The following is a 20,558-nucleotide window of genomic DNA, read 5'->3' as shown; positions in this document are numbered from 1 at the left end:
CTAGCTAATCTAATAGTAAAGTTTTTTAAATAGCCGAAGCTGTTTTTTTGAAAGTAACAAAGAAATTTGCTCCACTTTCTCCGTCGGATTGAGCCCAAATTTTTCCTCCAAGTTTGTCAACAATTTGCTTACAAAGAGCCAATCCCATTCCAAATCCTTCATACGACTTTACAGAGCCATGTCTCACGAATGGCGTAAATAACTTTTGACCCAATTCTGAAGGGAAACCGATGCCATTGTCGCTAAATTGGATAGTTATTTCATCGTTGGTTTCTTTATAGGTACTTATATTTATGACACTATTTTCGATTTTTTGGCTATATTTTACTGCATTACTTATAAGATTCCAAATTACTTGTCTAACTAACAAGGCATCACCGTAAATAACACTTAATTTATCAAGATTTATCTGACAAGATGACCTATAAAAAGGGAGTTTTTTCACCTTTTTTATTTCAGATTTTATTAAGTCAGATAAATCTAATTCTTGCAAACATATATCATAGGCTTCGATTTCACCTAATTCGGTATAAGCCTTCACTAAATCATTGGCTTGTTTGAGATAATCTTGAATTTCTATAACGTCAAACTTATCATCTTTTAATCTATTGGCAAGCTGTAATGCCTGATTCAAAGGCTCTTTTAAATCATGTGAAATAGAATAACTAAAGGTTTTTACCTTATTGATACGGGTTTCTAAATCTTCCTTTATATCGTTTAATTGATGTTTTATATCATTGAAAAAGGCTTGTTCTTCGGCATCTAATAAATGCTCCTTTTTAGCAATCGACTCGGAATTCAACAAAATTGCTTCAAATGTATTTTCGCCCAACAAACTGATTTCTGAAGCAGACTTTCTAAAGGATTTTGCAATCACATTTTGGAAAGATATTAAATCTTGCTGCATATTAGCTAACAAAACCGACACTTTTTGTCGATTTCGATTGCGGATATATATAACCGTAAATAGAAGAAACATCGCAATTGCAACAACTGACAAGATTAATATTTTCAAATTATTGATTTTACCTACTTCTTTTGCTAGTTCAAGTTCTTGCGATAGAATTTTATTGTCCTTTTGTTCACTTTCAAATTGAGCTAATAATGTAACTGCCTTCTTGCGGTTTTGAGAAGAAAGCAAACTATCATTTGACATTTTATACTGCTCTGTATAATATAGAGCTAGTTCGTATTTCTTTTGTTTTTTATATATTGAACTTAATAACTTATTGCTTTCTGCAAGATTGACATAATCATTAGCTTCTTTTGAGTATTTTACTGCTTTTTTCAAGGTTTCTACAGCTAATTCATCTTTTCCTAATTTTGCGTATATTTCTCCAAGCAGCGTATTGGAAATTACTAAAACAGGGAGAAAATTCGTTTCATTTGCAATTTTTACTGCTTCTTCAGCATATTTTAGTGCAGGGCCTAATTTATTTAATGACAAATAACTGGTGGCTAAAATATTGTTACTATACACTTGCCCTTTTTTATCATTATATTTTGTGTCAATGTCAAGAGCTTTTTGTGCATACTTTATTGCTCCGTAGTAATCCTTTTGTTTAGCAAGAATTTGTGAATATGATTGATTAAAACCGTCAAATTGCTTTATTGGAGCAAAGTTTGTTTTTAATTGAATGCCTATACACTCTAAAATGTATTTTTTTGCTTTATCGAGTTGACCTTCAACCATATAATAGTCGCCAATAGCATAAAGAGCATAAATAATATCAGTACTGTCTCCTTTTTTTACAAATTCTTCGTAGGCATTTTTTATGCATAAAAGTTGATTAAAAGAATCTCCTTTCTCCTTATAAAAATATGATAGATTATTATAAAAGTCGCCACTGTTGATTTGATTTTTTTTTGACAATTCAATACCCTTTTTTGCATAAAAAATAGCACTATCTATTGAATTTTGAATAGTAAAAACATAACTAGTGAAATTATAGACCTTTAAAGTTTGTTTAACATCAGCTTTTTTTAAATCAATCTTAGCGAGATACTTGCGAAAGTTGTCATAATCTCCCATTCTACGATAGACAGTGGCTTCTAAAAGTAGCATATTTATTTTATTGTAATCATTAGGTGATTTGGCTAACGATTGTTCTAATTTCAATAGGCCCTCTTTTGTTTTTTGTTCTTCAATGAGCTTCTTTGCACTTTCATAGTTTGCATTATCTTGAATGTCTTTATCAGTCTGTTTGCGTATTTCTTCTTGTGCATGAGAAAAAATTAAAGTAAAAAATAAAAAAAAAGTTAGTGGTAGAATTTTAATGCAATTCATTTTTATAGCAGGTTTGGTTAAAAAGCAATTTTTGGGTCAATTATTAGCTACACTTGTATTCATAAATATGCTAACTAATTTATGGTACAAACTTAACAAACAATGCAGGATAATTGTTTAACATTTAAATAAATAACTTTTTGCGAAGTTATTCAAGTCGTTTAAATTTTGTAAAATATTAGTAAATATCTGTATACTTTTAAATAATTGGTTATTCATTTTTTTTAAAATCAACGTGATACGGATTCATTTTTAATGATAAAAAAAATACGATGAAAAGAATAGGTCTCCTTTTCATCGTATAACGTACAATAAATATTTTGGTTTAACAGAGTACTTTTTATTTAATCTTTTACTGGTCTAAATTCAACCCGTGATGCTCCGTGACAAGGGCGAGAACCATCGGGTAACGAACTAGGTTGAGCTTGAATATGTGCTGGGAAATACGAAATTTTTCCGATAAAATATTTCTGATTGGGGTCATTATTTATTTCTGATACACCCTCATTATACCAATTTAAGGTTTGTCCAGGTAGCAATGTTCCTGTCCAAGTTGCTCTGAATGTTTCACCAATTTGATAATATTCTTTATCTAGTAAAACAGTATTATTATTTTCTGGGCAATTGATTGGAGCATTGTCATGTTCACAAGTGCTGGTATAACTTTGATAGATGAAGTCGTCAAATCCATCTTTTGAAACAGTCAGTGTGAAATAGGCCGTTCGAGGGTTAGGTTGATTATTTTTAGTTATTAATATATTACCCGAAAAATCATATTCTACACCTGGACTATTATTTTGAATCGACATACGGTACTGTGATAAATCAGTATTTGGTGTAAATGGCATAAATTTAAACTTCATTCCTCCTTCACGGCATTCATTGTTTATTTTTATCTGAATCGGTTGATTTGATTTTGATTCACTAGGTTGACAACCTTCAAGATTTAGCAATACGTTTGAACCAACACCTGTGTCAAAACCTGGCTCAATGTCAATGCTTTTTCCTGCTCCATAACTAATGGAAGATTGGCCTAAGATTTTATCTTTTGTTTTAATTGTTTGTGCTGCCTGAAATTTTTTATTAATACCTGTCCTTCTATCATCAAGTAGTAATGTATTTTCGCATGGATAACGATATTTTGATAGCCAAATGTCTCGATTATCTTGTGGACTATAATGATTTCCCTTAACATCACCGTCAAAAGATTGAGTTGTTCCGAGTACGATGAAACCATCATCATTTGTTTCGATAACGCCATTTCCTTCATCATCCGATGAGCCACCAGCAGTACGCTCCCAAGTTAAATCTAATTCATTAGATATTTTCATTAATAGAACATCAAACCTATCATTGTTATTGTTTGGAATTCTGTTTCTGTCTTGTATATCGCCATTATTTGATTTGGTTGACCCAATAACTATTAAATCTTTATCTTTTGAAAGGATAATATTAGCCAATAAATCTCGATTTGCTCCGCCAAATTTATTTTTTTTAAGTATTACGCCATCTGAACTAAGGTTTAATAGCCAAATAGTTTCTTCATAATTATACGGAAAATCGGCAGTAGCCGTAAATTGGAAATCATTGTTATAGGAGTTTGAATTTATTCCTAATATAATTTCTGAGTTATCTTTTATTAACACACATCGAGCTTCATCTTTCTGTGTTCCACCCAATGTTTTTTGCCAAATAATGTTACCAGAATCGTCAGTTTTAATAATAAAAGCATCTTTGTCACCTTTATTTGGCCCTATTATGGCATCATCCGAATTTGTTGACCCAACAATGATAAATTTCCCATCGGGTGTTTTTTTCATGTCGAAACCAAAATCATCTTTATCGCCACCGATACATTTTTTTGAAATAATACTTCCATCAATATCAAGCTTTGCAAACCATAAATCTTGGTTATATCCAACCGTATTTTTGCCTGAATTTGCCATATCTCCATCGCCCGAACCTGTATGTGTCAGCAGAATATATTTGTTATCGTTACTTTCCAATATTTTTACTGGAACGTCTTGTCCCGAGCCGCCGAAAGTTTTAAACCAAGTCATTTGCCCTTCACTATTTAATTTTACGACAATCACATCATAATTTCCCTTTTGTGGAATAACAGTTGAATATTGACCAATGGTGTAATTAAAGAAAACTTCATTGTAATTGGCAATTTGAGCTAGTAAAACGTAACTTCCATCAGACTTTTGAATCATATCAATGGCTTTAAATCCATTGTAGGCTGTACGGTCGAATAAGGATGTTTCCCAAAGAATTTCTCCTTTTTGATTCATTTTAGATACCCAAACAATTTCATTTCCACCTTCGGTTTTCTTCCCGATTGCAGCAAAATTATTTCCTTGAAGTGGCACAATTTTTAACCCTTCGTCACCGTACCAACTGTCATTTCCCAAACATTTTTGCCATTCTATGTTTGGTGCTTGGCTTTGTACACTAATTTCAAAACTTAAAATAATAATAAATACAAGTAGTGTGGTGTAGCGGATTTTCTTAATCATTGCAACAGTGTTTATAATTTTTAAAAATTGTATGGATTTCCCGCAGGAAAGACAATAAGTGATTCCATTGAAACAATTCTAATAATTGTCACAATAAAATATTTCTGATTTTTATTGAGGATAAAAAATTCCTTTTGTCTTTTGGGTTACAAAGTTTGTTTGATGCGTGTGCTGAAAATCTTAACCGTTAATTTTGATATTATTTTGAATCAAATTGACTTAGCTGATTTAGCACTGAAGTGTTGTGTAAATAGTATTATGGTATAAAATATCAAGTTAAAAAAGTTGATGTTTTATTTTTTGCACACTACAAATTTAACCAATTTTGAACTTTAGATGATAACATTAATGTGCTTGTTGGTAACATCAATATGTCACTAACAACTCACTTTTTTGATACAGATATATAATTTTTATTTACTTATTATTATAACGTAATAATACTGTTATAATAATAAGTAAATTATTTACGATATTTTCAATTAAAGTAATATTATAAATTTAGTACATTTATTCTCTGTACATTAACATGTTTTATAAAGCAATGAAAATTAAATTTTATGCTCCATTATGGGGAAATACACTTCCTTTCGATGCGTTTTGTCAAAACGTAAAAGCGGCAGGATATGATGGCATTGAAATGGCAACTTCTTTTGATACAGATGAAACTCAGACAATTTTAAATACATTAGCAAAGTATAATTTGGAATTGATAGCTCAATATTGGCAATCATACGAGCAGGATTTTGAGGAACATATAATCAATTATGAAAAATACCTAAGAAATTTGGCCAAAGCAAAGCCTATTTTTATCAATTGTCAAACTGGGAAAGATTATTTCAACTTTCACCAAAATCAATTATTATTTGACTTAGCTAGTCGCATCGCTGCAGAAACTGGAATAAAAATTATTCACGAAACCCATCGTGGCAAAAGCCTATTTGCAGCTCATATAACACATGAGTATCTGATGAAAATTCCAGATTTACGTATCACATTAGATATTTCACATTGGTACAATGTACATGAATCGTTATTAGACGACCAACAAGAGGCCATAGATTTAGCTATTCTGCACACCGACCATATTCACAGTAGAGTAGGACATCCAGAAGGGCCACAAGTGAATGAACCACAAGCTCCCGAATGGAAAAGTGTTTTGGAAGCTCATCTAAGTTGGTGGGATAAAGTTGTTGAAACGCATCAGCGAAACAATACAACTTTAACAGTTACTACAGAGTTTGGACCATATCCTTATATGCCTGTTTTACCACTAACGCAAATGCCGCTCGGAAATCAATGGGAAATCAATGTTTTCATGATGAATTTATTCAAAAAAAGATACCTATAATTACTTGTGTCTTTTTGGGGGAAATATTGATGTTGCATAATTTTGTAAGTCTATATTAATATTACTCAGAAAATGATATTATTTATCGAGATTATTGGGATATAAAACAGTTTATTTAACATAATATATTTTATATAACATATTGATTTCTACTAATTGAACATCGTTTCAAAAAAACACAAACACCTAAATTCAACTATTCAGATTAGAAATACAAAACAAAATCTTTTTTTTTTGCAATTTATTTGGCTTAGATTTAAAAAGAATTAAATTTGTGTTAATTTGACACATTGTATTTATTCAAAATTAAATATAACTGATTTCAATCTTTTAATCCTAACCAGAAATCAATGAAAAAAAAGATTTTCTTTCTGTTTTTTGTTTTAACAATAACGTTCGTTCAAGCCCAAACTCCTTTAAAACTTTGGTATAAACAGCCTTCTGGAAGTGCTTGGGAAAATGCTTTGCCGATTGGAAATGGGCGTTTGGGGGCAATGATTTATGGTAATGTAGAAAACGAAATAATTCAACTAAACGAACATACGGTTTGGAGTGGAAGCCCTAACCGAAATGATAATCAATTGGCTCTTGAAAAATTGGCTGAAATCAGAAAATTGATTTTTGAAGGAAATCATAAAGAAGCTGAAAAAATGGCCAATCAAGCCATTATCACAAAAACTTCGCACGGACAAAAATTTGAACCAGTCGGGAGTCTCAACTTAGTTTTCGATGGTCATGAAAACTACAACAATTATTACCGTGAATTAGATATTGAGAAAGCCATCTCAAAAACCACTTATAAGGTTGGCGACGTAGTTTATACGCGTGAAGCTTTCGCTTCATTGGCTGATAGGGTAATTGTGATGAAAATTTCTGCCAGCAAAGCAGGAAATATATCATTTAATGCCAATATTTCCTCGCCACAAAAAAGCAAAACAATTGCAACAACTAATTCCAAAGATTTGACAATTTCGGGTATAACAAGCGACCACGAAACTGTAAAAGGTATGGTGCAGTTTAAGGGGATTGTACGCATAAAATTAGAAGGAGGCAGCCTTCAATCTAACGATACATCTTTGGTGATAAAAGGAGCAAATGCAGCAACGATTTTTATATCAATTGCTACTAATTTCAATAATTATCAAAATTTGAGTGGTGACGAAAACAAACGTGCCGCCGATTATTTAAACAAAGCCTATCCTAAAACATTCACTACATTACTGAATTCCCAGATCTTGGCTTATCAAAAATTATTTAAAAGGGTAAAAATAGATTTAGGAGAAACCGATGCCGTAAAACTTCCTACTGACGAACGCCTACGAAATTTTAGCAATACCAACGACCCACAAATGGTAGCTCTATATTACCAGTTTGGGCGGTATTTATTGATATCATCGTCGCAGCCTGGTGGGCAACCAGCTAATCTTCAAGGCATTTGGAATCATCGAATTAATCCACCTTGGGATAGTAAATATACCATCAATATCAACGCCGAAATGAATTATTGGCCAGCCGAAAAAACAAATCTTTCGGAATTGCACGAACCGTTTTTAAAAATGGTGCAAGAACTTTCGGTTACTGGCCAGAAAACAGCCAAAGATATGTATGGGGCAAGGGGCTGGATGGCTCATCATAATACTGATATTTGGCGAGCAACGGGTGCAATTGATGGTGCTTTTTGGGGGATGTGGACGGCTGGCGGCGGTTGGGTTAGTCAACATTTGTGGGAGCATTATTTATACACAGGCGATAAAGCGTTTTTGGCATCTGTATATCCTGCATTAAAAGGGGCGGCACAGTTTTATGTAGATTTTTTGGTAGAACACCCGCAAAAAAACAATTGGTTGGTCGTAAATCCAGGTAATTCACCTGAAAACGCCCCTGCTGCACATGATGGTTCGTCGCTTGATGCAGGCGTAACGATGGACAATCAAATTGTATTCGATGTTTTCAGCAAGGCGATTAGTGCCGCTCAAATTCTTAAAAAAGATGTTTCGTTTGTTGATTCTCTCAAAAAATTAAGAGATAAATTACCACCGATGCACATCGGACAGCACAATCAATTACAAGAATGGCTCGATGATATTGACGACCCCAAAGATACGCACCGCCATATTTCGCATTTATATGGATTATATCCATCCAATCAAATTTCAGCTTATCGTACCCCTGAACTTTTTGAAGCATCTAAAAACTCCTTAATTTATCGTGGTGATGTCTCTACAGGTTGGAGCATGGGTTGGAAAGTAAATTGGTGGGCGAAATTGCAAGATGGCAATCATGCATATAAATTGATTCAAAATCAACTAACACCAATAGGCAATGAGCGAGGTGCTGGAGGCACTTATAATAATCTTTTTGATGCTCATCCACCATTTCAGATTGACGGGAATTTTGGTTGCACTTCGGGTATTACAGAAATGCTCATGCAAAGTTCAGATGGTGCAGTTCACTTACTTCCTGCTCTACCTGATGTTTGGCCTTCGGGTAAAATTTCGGGGTTAAAAGCAATCGGAGGTTTTGAAATAGTTAAGATGCTATGGAAAGATACCAAATTGGTAAAATTGGTTATAAAATCGAACTTGGGAGGAAATCTTAGACTTCGCACACCTAATGAATTGAAGCAAAGTAATGGTGCAAAACTAAAAGAGGCAATTGGCAAAAACGCCAACCCATTTTATAGTTTAGATGAAACAGCCAAACCTATTATTTCTGAGAAAGCAAACATAAAATTACCAACTTTGGCAGCAACAAAACTTTATGATATTTCTACACAAAAAGGACAAATCATCATCTTATCACGCTAAGAAATAACGAATTAAATAAAAAATACAATGTTAAAAACACTATCAAAAATTTGTTGCATTATAGTATTGGTTTGTTGCGTAAAAATAGCAGCGGCACAGGTAACTCTTACCAATCCGATTTTGACAGGCTTTTACCCAGACCCCAGCATTGTAAAAGTAGGAGTAGATTATTATTCTGTGCATTCGACATTCTCCTATTTTCCAGGGTTACCCATCATGCACAGCCGTGATTTGAAAAACTGGAAACAAATCGGAAATGTTATCAACCGCCCTTCTCAAATGGAATTTATGGGCGAGCGTATGACCCGTGGACTTTTTGCCCCAGCCATTACCTACTATAAAGGCACTTATTATGTTACTTGTACTGATATTGACAATGATGGAAACTTTGTTGTAACATCCAAAAACCCTGCGGGGCCTTACAGCGATCCTGTGAAAATTCCGCAAGTAAAAGGCATCGACCCTTCTATTTATTTTGATGAAGCTACTGATAAAGCCTATATCATTTACAACAGCGATGCCCCCGACAAAAAACCACTTTATTCAGGTCACCGCACTATTAGAATGTATGAATTTGATTACCAAAATCTGAAAGTAGTTGGCGAAGAAAAGCAGTTGGTAAACGGTGGTGTTGATTTATCAAAAAAACCAGTTTGGATTGAAGGTTCGCACATTTTAAAACGTAACGATTGGTATATTTTATACGCAGCCGAAGGCGGAACTTCTGTAAATCACTCACAAGTGGCATTGCGTAGTAAAGATATTTGGGGGCCTTATGTGCCATTTGAAGGAAATCCAGTTTTGACTCAAAGAGGTTTGCCTGCCGACCGTCCGAATCCAATTACTTCGGCAGGTCACGCTCAATTTATCGAAGGGCCAGATGGAAATTGGTACTCAATTTTCTTGGCCGTTCGCCCTTACGAAGGAGATTATTACAATACTGGTCGTGAAATGTTTATTGCTCCACTTACTTGGGTGAACGATTGGCCGATGATTGAACATGGTGAAAAAGCCATCGAATACAAATACAAAACCAATATAAAAGAAGTAAAACAGAAGGGTGTTTTGCCACAAAACGGAAATTTTGCTTACACAATGACTTTCGATAAAGGACTCGACCTTTCGATGTTGTTTTTGAGAACGGTAGATAGCAGTTCGTTCAAAACTTCAAAAAATGGTTTAACGCTTAAACTCAAACCCGAAACGATTTCAGAAAATGGAAATCCATCTTTTGTTGGAAAACGTCAACAACATTTAACCAGTTCGGCTGAAACAGAAGTAGTTTTTTCACCAAAAACAACCAATGAAAAAGCTGGATTAGTGATTTTTCAAGATGAACGTCATTATTATTTCGCTGCTAAATCAAAAAATGCGGATGGCAAAGATGTTATTCAGCTTTTCAAAAGTAAAGATAAAACCACAGAACTAGTTACCGAAGAAATATTGGCTACATCTGCAGCAAAATTAAATTTCAAAATACAATCAGCGGGTGCATTGTATAGCTTTCATTATTCGACCGATGGAAAAAAATGGCATATTCTGAAAGACCAAATAGATGGTAAATTCTTGAGTACCAAAGTCGCCAATAGTTTTATTGGCTGTACTTATGGTTTATATGCTACTTCGTTAGGAGAAAAATCTGAGAACTCGGCCTCTTTTAAATTCTTGAAATATAGTGGCAATGATGCTGTTTTGAAGTAATTACTATTCTTTTTACCTATCTAATGATTTTTATCACTATATCAGTAACGTTAATATTTAAGAGAATAATGAAAAGTAAATTATTGGGCATCATAACAATTATTATTCTTTTTTGGGGAAACGAAAATTTTGCCCAAAAGCAGTCGGCCGTTAATCCTATCATTCATGCCGATGTACCAGACTTATCAATGATTCGTGTGGGTGATACATACTACATGAGTAGCACAACCATGCACATGAGTCCAGGTTTGCCCATAATGAGTTCAAAAGACTTAGTAAATTGGAAACTGGAAAGTTATTGCTATGATAAATTGGTAGAAAACGATGCGATGAGCCTCAATAATGGCCAAAATACCTACGGAAAAGGCTCTTGGGCAAGTTGTATTCGTTATCAGAACGGCTTATTTTATGTGAGTACGTTTGCTGCTACTTCGGGCAAAACGCATATTTTCACCTCAAAAAATATCAAAGGCCCTTGGGAAGAAAAAACATTCAAACCTGCTTACCACGACCACACCATATTTTTTGATGAAGATGGCAAAGTTTACATGATTTATGGGGTAGGAAGACTTAAAATTTTGGAATTAAAATCAGATTTGAGTGGACCAGTAGAAGATGTTGAAGAAAAAGTGTTGATAGAGAACGCTTCTGCTCCTGCAGGTGATAAAATCATGTTAGGGGCGGAAGGTTCGCAATTATTTAAAATTAAAGGCAAATATTATCTTTTCAATATCTGTTGGCCACGAGGTGGTATGCGAACTGTAATTATTCACAGAGCCGATAAAATATCTGGACCTTGGGAAGGAAAAGTCGGATTACAAGATTTAGGCGTAGCACAAGGTGGTTTAATTGACATGCCCGATGGGCGTTGGTTTGCCTATCTTTTTCGTGATAATGGAGGTGTTGGGCGTATTCCATATTTAGTGCCTGTCGAGTGGAAAGATGGTTGGCCTGTTTTGGGTGAAAATGGAAAAGTGCCAATGACTTTAAATCTGCCAGCCAACAAAAACTTGATACCAAACCTTGTAAATTCTGATGAATTTTCTCGAAAAAAGGGAGAAAAAGCATTGCCATTAGTTTGGCAATGGAATCATAACCCAGATAATAATCTTTGGTCAATTACTGCACGAAAAGGTTTTCTACGCCTGAAAACGGGTAGAATTGATACCTCTTTTGTCTCTGCAAAAAATACACTCACGCAGCGTACCATTGGGCCAGAAAGTACGGGCTCTATTTCTTTAGATGTATCAAATATGAAAGATGGCGATTTTGCTGGACTAGGTTTACTCCAAAAAAATTATGGAGTAGTCGGTGTAAAAATCGAACACGGCACAAAATCTATCATCATGGTCAGCACCAAAGCAAGCAAAGCTGTTGAAATTGAAAAAGTTCAGATTCCACAAAACACCGTTTTTTTCAAAGCCGAATGCAATTTCAAAGACAGAGCCGACATTGCTCATTTCTTTTACAGTCTTGACGGAAAATCATGGATTAAAATAGGAGACCCTTTAAAAATGCCATATACACTCCCGCATTTTATGGGCTATAGATTTAGCCTTTTCAATTATGCTACCAAAGAAGTAGACGGTTTTGCTGATTTCGATTATTTCAGAATAGAAGATAAAATTTCAAAAGAATAACCTCTAACCAAAACAATGAAAAAAATATTTGCAACAATTTGCTTTACTCTTACGATTGGGAGTGTATTTGCTCAAGACCCTAATTTTCACATATATCTCTGTATTGGTCAGTCAAATATGGAAGGGGCGGCACGCATCGAAGCACAAGATACCGTAAATATTGATGCTCGGTTCAAAATTTTGGAAGCACTGGATTGTCCAAAACTCGACCGTCAAAAAGGGCACTGGTATAATGCCAAACCGCCGCTTTGCCGTTGTGATACTCGCCTCTCTCCAGCCGATTATTTTGGACGTACAATGCTTGAAAACATGCCTCAAAACCAATCTCTTGGCTTGGTTCATGTAGCCGTTGCAGGAAGTAAAATTGAAATATTTGACAAAAAAAAGTACAAAGCCTATCTTGATTCTTCGGCCAAAGAAAAACCGTGGATGATTAAAATGGCAGATTCTTATGGTGGAAGTCCTTACGAGAGATTGATTGAAATAGCAAGAATTGCTCAAAAATCAGGAGTTATCAAAGGCATTTTACTTCATCAAGGCGAATCAAACACTGGTGATAAAACTTGGCCAACGCAAGTAAAAAAGATTTACGATGATATTTTAGCCGATTTAAACATTGCCCCAAATTCCATTCCACTCATAGCTGGCGAAGTTGTCGGTGCCGACCAAGGTGGCAAATGTGCTAGTCATAATGAAATTATTGCCACGCTGCCGCAAACGATACCAAATGCAGTGGTGGTTTCTTCAAAAGGATTAGCTGCTGCTCCAGACAAATTGCATTTTAATAGCGAAGGAGTCCGTGAATTTGGCAAACGCTATGCAGAAACCTTAATACAGTATTCAAAAAAATAAACATTTCTCTTGAATGAAAAGTAAATTTCTTTTAATAATCGTTCTTTTCTGTGGTTTTTCTGCTTTTTCACAGCAGATTATCAATCTATACCCAAATGGTGTACCAAATTCTAAAGCCTCAAATATTAAAGAATCAGGTGCTGACCGTGGTCTATATAAAGGAATTACGAACCCAACTCTTGAATATATTAAACCCGAAAAACCTAATGGTACGGCCATAATCGTGATAGCTGGCGGTGGTTATGGCGTAATTGTTTATAACGGAGAAGGTTTAGGAACAGCCAAAAGCCTTGCCGAAAAGGGAATCTCTGCGTTTGTCTTGAAATATCGCTTACCAAGTGACGAAATCATGCTGGACAAGAAAATTGGTCCTTTACAAGATGTCCAGCAATCAATAAAATATTTGCGTGAAAACGCTGACAAATATAGCATTGATAGCAATAAAATTGGTGTAATTGGTTTTAGTGCAGGTGGGCATTTGGCAAGTACTGCTGCCACCCATTTTGAAAAATCGTATATAGAAAACCCTCAAAATATTAATCTCCGTCCAGATTTTCAAATACTCGTTTACCCTGTGATTACGATGCAAGATGCACTTACACACGGAGGTTCACGTGATAATTTACTTGGCAAAAACCCATCAAAGGAAGATAAAGACTTGTTTTCTAATGAATTACAAATAAAATCCAATACGCCAATCACATGGCTAACTCATGCCGCCGACGATAAAGTGGTTGATGTAGATAATAGTATTTTCTATTTTGAGCAATTACGTAAAAACAAAGTTGAAGCTGAAATGCACATTTTCCCGAAAGGCGACCACGGTTTTATTTACCATTATAAAAACTGGATGAATCCACTTTTTGATTGGATGGAACGAAATAATCTGATAAAATAAAGGCATTTTAATAATTACATTCTCGTACAGAACATTGATTTTGGGTTACAATATGAAAAAAAATTGGTTGATAATTTGTAGTTTCATCGCTCTATCAAGGGCGGTTTTGGCTCAAGATGCAGCACCGAAGCCGTTCGGTCCAATTCCGTCAGCAAATCAATTGCGTTGGCAGAAAATGGAATATTATGCCTTCATCCACTTTTCTGTCAATACTTATACCGACATGGCTTGGGGCTTTGGAAACGAAGACCCGAAGATTTTTAACCCCGAAAAATTAGATTGTAGGCAATGGGCAAGAATCTGCAAAGAAGCTGGCATGAAAGGCATTATTTTCACTGCCAAACACCACAGTGGTTTTTGCTTATGGCCATCAAAATATACTGATTATTCGGTTGAAAAAGCACCGTGGAAAAATGGCAAAGGAGATATTGTTAGAGAAATGGCCGATGCTTGTAAAGAATTTGGGCTAAAATTTGGAGTTTATTTATCGCCTTGGGATAGAAATCATCCCGATTATGGAAAACCAGAATACATTACTTATTTCAGAAATCAATTAACAGAGTTGCTAACAAACTATGGTGAAATTTTTGAAGTTTGGTTTGATGGTGCAAACGGTGGAAATGGTTACTATGGTGGAGCAAACGAAACCCGAAAAATTGATGCAAAAACCTATTACGACTGGCAAAACACGTATAAACTTGTACGAAAACTGCAACCAAATATTGTAATCTGGAATGATGGCGGAGATAGAGCTGATTTGCGATGGGTAGGAACTGAAGCTGGTTATGTAGGCGAAACCAATTGGAGTTTGTTGAATGCCACTGGCGATGTGCCAGAAAATATGCTAAGACATGGTGTAGAAAATGGCAATGCGTGGGTGCCTGGCGAGGTAAATACTTCTATTCGTCCCGAATGGTTTTATCATGAACGTGAAGACAGAAAAGTAAAAACCTTGCCTCAATTACTTGATATTTATTACCATTCGGTAGGTAGAAATGCTACGATGCTACTTAATTTTCCGATTATGCCAAATGGATTAATTCATGAAAAAGATGAAAAGGCTGTTCAGGATTTAACCAAAACTTTGAAAGAAACTTTTGCAAATAATTTGGCAAAAAAAGCGATAGTTTCGGCCAATCTTACAAGAGGAAGTAAAACAATTTTTGGAGCAAATAAAGTAATTGATAATGATGTAAACACTTTTTGGGCTACCAATGATGATGAAAAAACGGCATCAATTACTTTGGATTTTGGCAAATCAACGTCATTTAATCGTTTTTTGGTACAAGAGCCAATCCAATTTGGTCAACGAGTAAAAGCATTTACTTTAGAAGCATTCGTAAACAAAAAATGGGTCGAAATCGCTAAAGAAACGACCATTGGTTACAAACGAATCCTTAGATTTCCGACTGTGGAAGCAACTAAGTTAAGATTCAATATTTTGGATGCCAAAAGTTGTCCGCTCATCTCAAATATTGAAGTTTATAAAGCTCCAATCGTACTGACTCCTCCAAGCATCCTGCGAAATAAAGAAGGTATGGTACAATTTGTTTCGGGAGATAAAGAATCAGAAATATACTACACACTTGATGGAAGCCAGCCGACGGCCAAATCAGAAAAGTATACTTCAACAGTCAAAACCACAGATGAAAAGGTCGAAATAAAGGCTATTTCCTATAATCCATTTACCAAACAATCAAGCATTGTAAGTGAAGAGTACTTCGATATTTCTCGCAAGAATTGGAAAATCATAAGCACAGAAGAGGTAGCAGCCAATAATCTTTTGGATGGAAATCCCAACACTTCTTGGCATCAGAAAGGAAACCAAGCTTTACCTGCCGCCTTGGTAATTGATTTAGGCAAGGCAGAAAATTTACAAGGATTTCGGTACTTACCTGCACAAAATTGGTGGGAAGAAGGAAGCATTATTACGCATTATAAATTCGAAATTTCTGAGGATGGAAAAGCTTGGCAATCAATTAGTGAGGGTGAATTTTCAAATATAAAAAACAACCCTTTTTGGCAAATAAAAACATTCAAGCCAATTTTTGCTAAATATGTCAAGTTTACAGCATTAAAAAATGCTCAGGAAGGTTCAGCATCGGGCTATGCCGAATTGGATATAATTACAACTAAATAACTAACTCATTGCTAAAAATGATTAGCAGTAAATTAAAACCAAAATAAGTCTTTTTATTCAACCAAAAAAACAATAAAAATTATTACTTAACACTATTCAATATGAAACTCAAAACATTTTTTCCGTTATTTGGATTTGTCGCACTACTGGCTATATCTCATCTATCCATTGCACAAGCTCCACGGCCACCGTATGTGGTTTCACCAAAAGTAAACCCAGATAAGACTGTAACTTTCTCTTATTTAGCTCCAAATGCAACAACAGTTTTACTTGACGGTAATCAATTTGGTTCGGCGAATGTACCCATGACAAAAGGCGAAAATGGAGTTTGGTCGATAACAGTTGGTCCCGTTAAGCCCGATATCTATCCTTATGGATTTAAAGTAGATGGTACTACTATAAACGACCCATCAAATACCTATTTATTTCCAAATGAGCGTTTCAAAGCAAGTTTAGTAGAAATTCCGGCAGATTCTCCTGCAATTTATGCTCTTCAAAATGTTCCTCATGGTTCTGTTTCTTATCAATATTATCCATCCGTTGAAGGTTCTACGGGTACGGTGGTGGTTTACACGCCAGCAGGTTATACCAAAGAAACGGCAAAAAAATATCCTGTGTATTACCTAATCAGTGGTACAACTGATACAGAAGAAACATTTTGGAAAGTAGGAAAAGTAAATTTGATGCTCGATAATATGATTGCTCAAGGCAAAGCTAAAGCAATGATTGTAGTTATGCCTTACGGAAATCCATTGGCAAGAATTGCCGAACAAACAGGCAAAGACAAACCATCCGATGTAATGAGCCGAGATGGTGAAGATGCCCTCAAACGCATAAAATTATTTGAAACCGACCTCATAACAAATGTAATACCTTACATAGAGAAAAACTATCGCACCATCAATAACCGTGATAACCGTGCCATTGGTGGTTTTTCTCGTGGTGGTGGTCAAACGCTCAGAACGGCTTTCAATAATGTAGATAAATTTGCTTATGTATGTAGCTACGCATCGTATATTTCTCCAGCTGAAATGGACAAAAGTTTTACCAATATCACTTCAAATCCTGACAAAACAAACAAGGATTTCAAATTGCTTTTTTCAGGAATTGGCACAGAAGATTTCTTGTATAAAGGCACAACCGAATGGGAAAACTATTTGAAAGACAAGAAAATTAATTTCAAAAGCTACGTAACCGACGGCGGACATACTTGGATGAACGTGAAGAAATACCTAAATGAAACATTGCCAGTTTTGTTTAAATAAAAATTTGACATTTAATATTCAACCCATAAAAAAATGAAAAACTTTCTCAAAATCACTTTGCTTGCTACCGCAATACTGAGTAGCATCAATTTTTCACAAGCCCAACAATCAACTATAAAAGAAGATTTCAAGCCTTCGGTGCTTAACCAACCACAGCAGGAATACCCAATGGTAAACTCACAAGGATATGCACGTTTTAAAATCGTAGCACCTGCAGCTGATAGCGTAAGAGTAAGTTTGGGTCTTGGTGGTCGTGGCGGCACTAAACTTGCAAAGACAGAAGATGGCTCTTGGATGGGAACAACCGAAGGCCCGCTGGACGAAGGTTTTCATTATTATAATGTTAGAATTGATGGTGGAAAATTTAATGACCCAGGTACATTAAATTATTATGGTTCAGTTCGTTGGGAAAGCGGTATTGAGATTCCTGCCCAAGACGAAGATTTCTACGCTCTTAAAAATGTTCCTCACGGAAATGTTCAACAAATTCTGTTTCCATCGCCAAGTACTGGCACTTCTCGCCGAGCATTCGTTTATACGCCTCCTGGCTACGAAAAAGGTAAAGGAAAATATCCAGTTTTGTACTTACAACACGGCTGGGGCGAAGACGAAACCGCTTGGATGAGCCAAGGTAGAGCCAATTTGATTATAGATAACCTCATTGCCGAAGGTAAAATCAAGCCTTTTATTATAGTAAATACCTATGGAATGACAAACGAAGTGAAATGGGGAAAAATCAGAGAATTCAAAATTGAGCCTTTCCAAACAGTTTTAGTTGATGAGTTAATTCCGTTTGTTGATGCCAATTTTAGAACAATCGCCAAAAAAGAACAACGTGCAATGGCTGGTCTCTCGATGGGTGGCATGGAAACAAAAACCATCACTCTCAACAAACCAGATGTGTTTGCTTACTATGGTTTATTGAGCGGTGGAACGTATGCATCAACCGACTTCAAAGACAAACCACAACCAAAACTTATCTTTTTGAGCTGCGGAAGCAAAGAACGCCCTGATGGGGTTCGCAAAGCAGGTGAAGAATTAAAAACCACTGGTTTCAATGCCGTAAGTTATGTTTCAGAAGGCACAGCACACGAATTCCAAACTTGGAGACGTAGCTTATTACAAATGGCCCCGTTACTTTTTAAATAACTATCTTTAAAATTTACAATTTTATGAAAAGTTTAATAGTTGTTTTCCTTGTGTTGTGCAGTTTTATGACTTTCGCACAAAAAATGGAAAAAGAAATGCCAAAAGGCTACGAAAATGCCAGAAATGACATTGCCAAAGGCAAAATTGACACAGTACTTTACGACTCTAAAACAGTTGGCAACAAGCGTAAAACGTTAGTTTACACGCCGCCAAACTACGATAAAAAGAAAAAATATCCTGTGTTTTATCTCCTTCACGGTATCGGTGGCGACCATCTCGAATGGTTTAAAGGAGCAAATCCACAGAATATTTTGGATAATCTTTTTGCCGAAGGAAAAATCCAGCCAATGATTGTTGTAATGCCAAATGGTCGTGCCATGAAAGACGACCGAGCAATTGGAAATATCTTTGAAAAAGACAAAGTAGAAGCATTTGCAACTTTTGAAAAAGATTTATTGAATGACCTGATTCCGTATATCGAAAAAAACTACGCAGCTCTAACTGACCGTGAAAATCGTGCGATTGCAGGGCTTTCGATGGGAGGCGGACAATCGTTGAATTTCGGTTTAGGAAATCTTGATAAATTTGCTTGGGTTGGTGGATTTTCTTCTGCCCCAAATACCAAGGTTCCAAAGGATTTATTGCCAAACCCCGAAGAAGCTAAAAATAAATTAAAGTTGCTGTTTATTTCTTGTGGCGATGCCGATGGATTAATTACTTTTAGCAAGCGTACGCACGAATATATGTACGAAAACGACGTGCCACATATCTATTATTTAGAAGCAGGTGGACACGATTTCAAGGTTTGGAAAAACGGACTTTATATGTTTTCACAGTTTTTGTTTAAACCTACAAATCCAAGCAATTTTACCAAATATTCTGTACTTGGTACTCCTGCGGCAAGCAATATCCGTAATGCAAAATACCCACAAATTTTGCCCGATAATCGAGTAATATTCAAAGTAAAAGCCCCAGAAGCTCAAAAAGTGCAAATAGATTTGGGCAAAAAATACGACTTGGTAAAAGACACCAGCGGTTTTTGGAATGTAACAACCGATTCAATCAGCCGAGGGTTTCATTATTATTCGCTTTTAATTGATGGCGTAGCCGTTGCCGACCCCGCCAGCGAAACTTTCTACGGTATGAGCCGCATGGCAAGTGGCATTGAAATTCCGTACAAAGAAGGTGGTTTTTATGCTTTGAAAGATGTCCCTCATGGCGATATTCGCATCAAAAAGTATTTCTCAAAAGCTACAAATTCTTGGCGTGAAGTATATATTTATGCTCCTCCAGGTTATGATAATTCTACCGAAAAATACCCTGCATTATATATACTTCACGGGGGTGGCGAAGACCAACGTGGTTGGGCAACTCAAGGCAAAACAGATTTAATTTTAGATAATCTGATTGCCGAAAACAAAGCAAAACCAATGCTAATAGTAATGGTTGATGGCAATTTCTATGGTGGTGGCGGTGGAGTTGCTGGTTTTGGGATGCAGCAATTGAATCAATTTGAAAATGAACTAAAAAATGCCGTAATTCCGTTTGTAGAATCAAATTACCGCGTGCTAACCGATGCTAAAAATCGTGCATTAGCAGGGCTTTCGATGGGAGGTTTGCAAACGCTTCATGCAGGTGTTCGCAATTCCGATTTATTTAATTATTTAGGTGTTTTCAGTTCTGGGTGGTGGTCAAATAATACCAAACTTTCCGACCCACAGTATGAGTTTATGAATACAAATAAAGATAAAATCAATGCCAACATCAAAGAATTTTGGATTTCGCAAGGTGGCAAAGAAGACATTGCTCATGCCAACTGTCAAATTATGATGAAGAAATTTGATGAAATGGGTATCAAATACAAGTATAGCGAATATGCGGGCGGACATACTTGGCCTGTTTGGCGACACGATATATATCTATTCTCGCAGTTATTGTTTAAGTAAAAC

The 20,558-nt window shown here is 35.6% G+C and carries 12 protein-coding genes; 10 read left to right on the top strand and 2 right to left on the bottom strand.

Going from position 1 to position 20,558, the window contains the following annotated elements; translation table 11 throughout:
• Window positions 1-25 precede the first annotated feature (25 nt).
• Together MJQ71_RS19145 and MJQ71_RS19140 are read right to left on the bottom strand one after the other, a co-directional pair.
• Window positions 26-2,287: an ATP-binding protein gene (locus MJQ71_RS19145; RefSeq protein WP_238808548.1), complete on the bottom strand. Its 2,262-nt coding sequence runs from the start codon at window positions 2,285-2,287 to the stop codon at window positions 26-28.
• 344 nt (window positions 2,288-2,631) lie between these two features.
• The gene (locus MJQ71_RS19140) at window positions 2,632-4,806 is read right to left on the bottom strand and encodes a 3-coathanger stack domain-containing protein (RefSeq protein WP_238808547.1); all 2,175 of its coding nucleotides are present in this window, start codon (window positions 4,804-4,806) and stop codon (window positions 2,632-2,634) included.
• A gap of 544 nt (window positions 4,807-5,350) precedes the next feature.
• Between MJQ71_RS19140 and MJQ71_RS19135 the strand changes: the two genes are divergently transcribed.
• The 10 genes from MJQ71_RS19135 to MJQ71_RS19090 all read left to right on the top strand — a co-directional run bounded on the left by MJQ71_RS19135 (window position 5,351) and on the right by MJQ71_RS19090 (window position 20,555).
• A complete protein-coding gene (locus MJQ71_RS19135; RefSeq protein WP_238808546.1) occupies window positions 5,351-6,157 on the top strand; it encodes a sugar phosphate isomerase/epimerase family protein in 807 nt (268 codons plus the stop codon).
• Between the two features lie 350 nt (window positions 6,158-6,507).
• Window positions 6,508-8,964: a glycoside hydrolase family 95 protein gene (locus MJQ71_RS19130; RefSeq protein WP_238808545.1), complete on the top strand. Its 2,457-nt coding sequence runs from the start codon at window positions 6,508-6,510 to the stop codon at window positions 8,962-8,964.
• A 27-nt stretch (window positions 8,965-8,991) separates the two neighbouring features.
• On the top strand, window positions 8,992-10,665 hold the full coding sequence (locus MJQ71_RS19125) for a glycoside hydrolase family 43 protein (RefSeq protein WP_238808544.1): 1,674 nt from the start codon (window positions 8,992-8,994) through the stop codon (window positions 10,663-10,665).
• Between the two features lie 68 nt (window positions 10,666-10,733).
• Window positions 10,734-12,305: a glycoside hydrolase family 43 protein gene (locus MJQ71_RS19120; RefSeq protein ID WP_238808543.1), complete on the top strand. Its 1,572-nt coding sequence runs from the start codon at window positions 10,734-10,736 to the stop codon at window positions 12,303-12,305.
• A 15-nt stretch (window positions 12,306-12,320) separates the two neighbouring features.
• Window positions 12,321-13,157, top strand: coding sequence for a sialate O-acetylesterase (locus MJQ71_RS19115; RefSeq protein ID WP_238808542.1), 837 nt, complete (start codon window positions 12,321-12,323; stop codon window positions 13,155-13,157).
• Between the two features lie 13 nt (window positions 13,158-13,170).
• Window positions 13,171-14,055, top strand: a complete 885-nt coding sequence (locus tag MJQ71_RS19110) for an alpha/beta hydrolase (protein ID WP_238808541.1) — start codon at window positions 13,171-13,173, stop codon at window positions 14,053-14,055.
• 52 nt (window positions 14,056-14,107) lie between these two features.
• A complete protein-coding gene (locus MJQ71_RS19105; protein ID WP_238808540.1) occupies window positions 14,108-16,195 on the top strand; it encodes an alpha-L-fucosidase in 2,088 nt (695 codons plus the stop codon).
• 101 nt (window positions 16,196-16,296) lie between these two features.
• Window positions 16,297-17,460, top strand: coding sequence for an esterase (locus tag MJQ71_RS19100; protein WP_238808539.1), 1,164 nt, complete (start codon window positions 16,297-16,299; stop codon window positions 17,458-17,460).
• Between the two features lie 33 nt (window positions 17,461-17,493).
• Window positions 17,494-18,609, top strand: a complete 1,116-nt coding sequence (locus tag MJQ71_RS19095) for an alpha/beta hydrolase-fold protein (protein WP_238808538.1) — start codon at window positions 17,494-17,496, stop codon at window positions 18,607-18,609.
• Between the two features lie 23 nt (window positions 18,610-18,632).
• Window positions 18,633-20,555: an alpha/beta hydrolase-fold protein gene (locus MJQ71_RS19090; RefSeq protein ID WP_238808537.1), complete on the top strand. Its 1,923-nt coding sequence runs from the start codon at window positions 18,633-18,635 to the stop codon at window positions 20,553-20,555.
• Window positions 20,556-20,558 lie beyond the last annotated feature (3 nt).

The sequence above is a fragment of the Emticicia aquatica genome (assembly GCF_923079645.1).
Taxonomy (GTDB): domain Bacteria; phylum Bacteroidota; class Bacteroidia; order Cytophagales; family Spirosomataceae; genus Emticicia; species Emticicia aquatica.
This window is presented reverse-complemented; position numbering and strand designations above follow the sequence as displayed.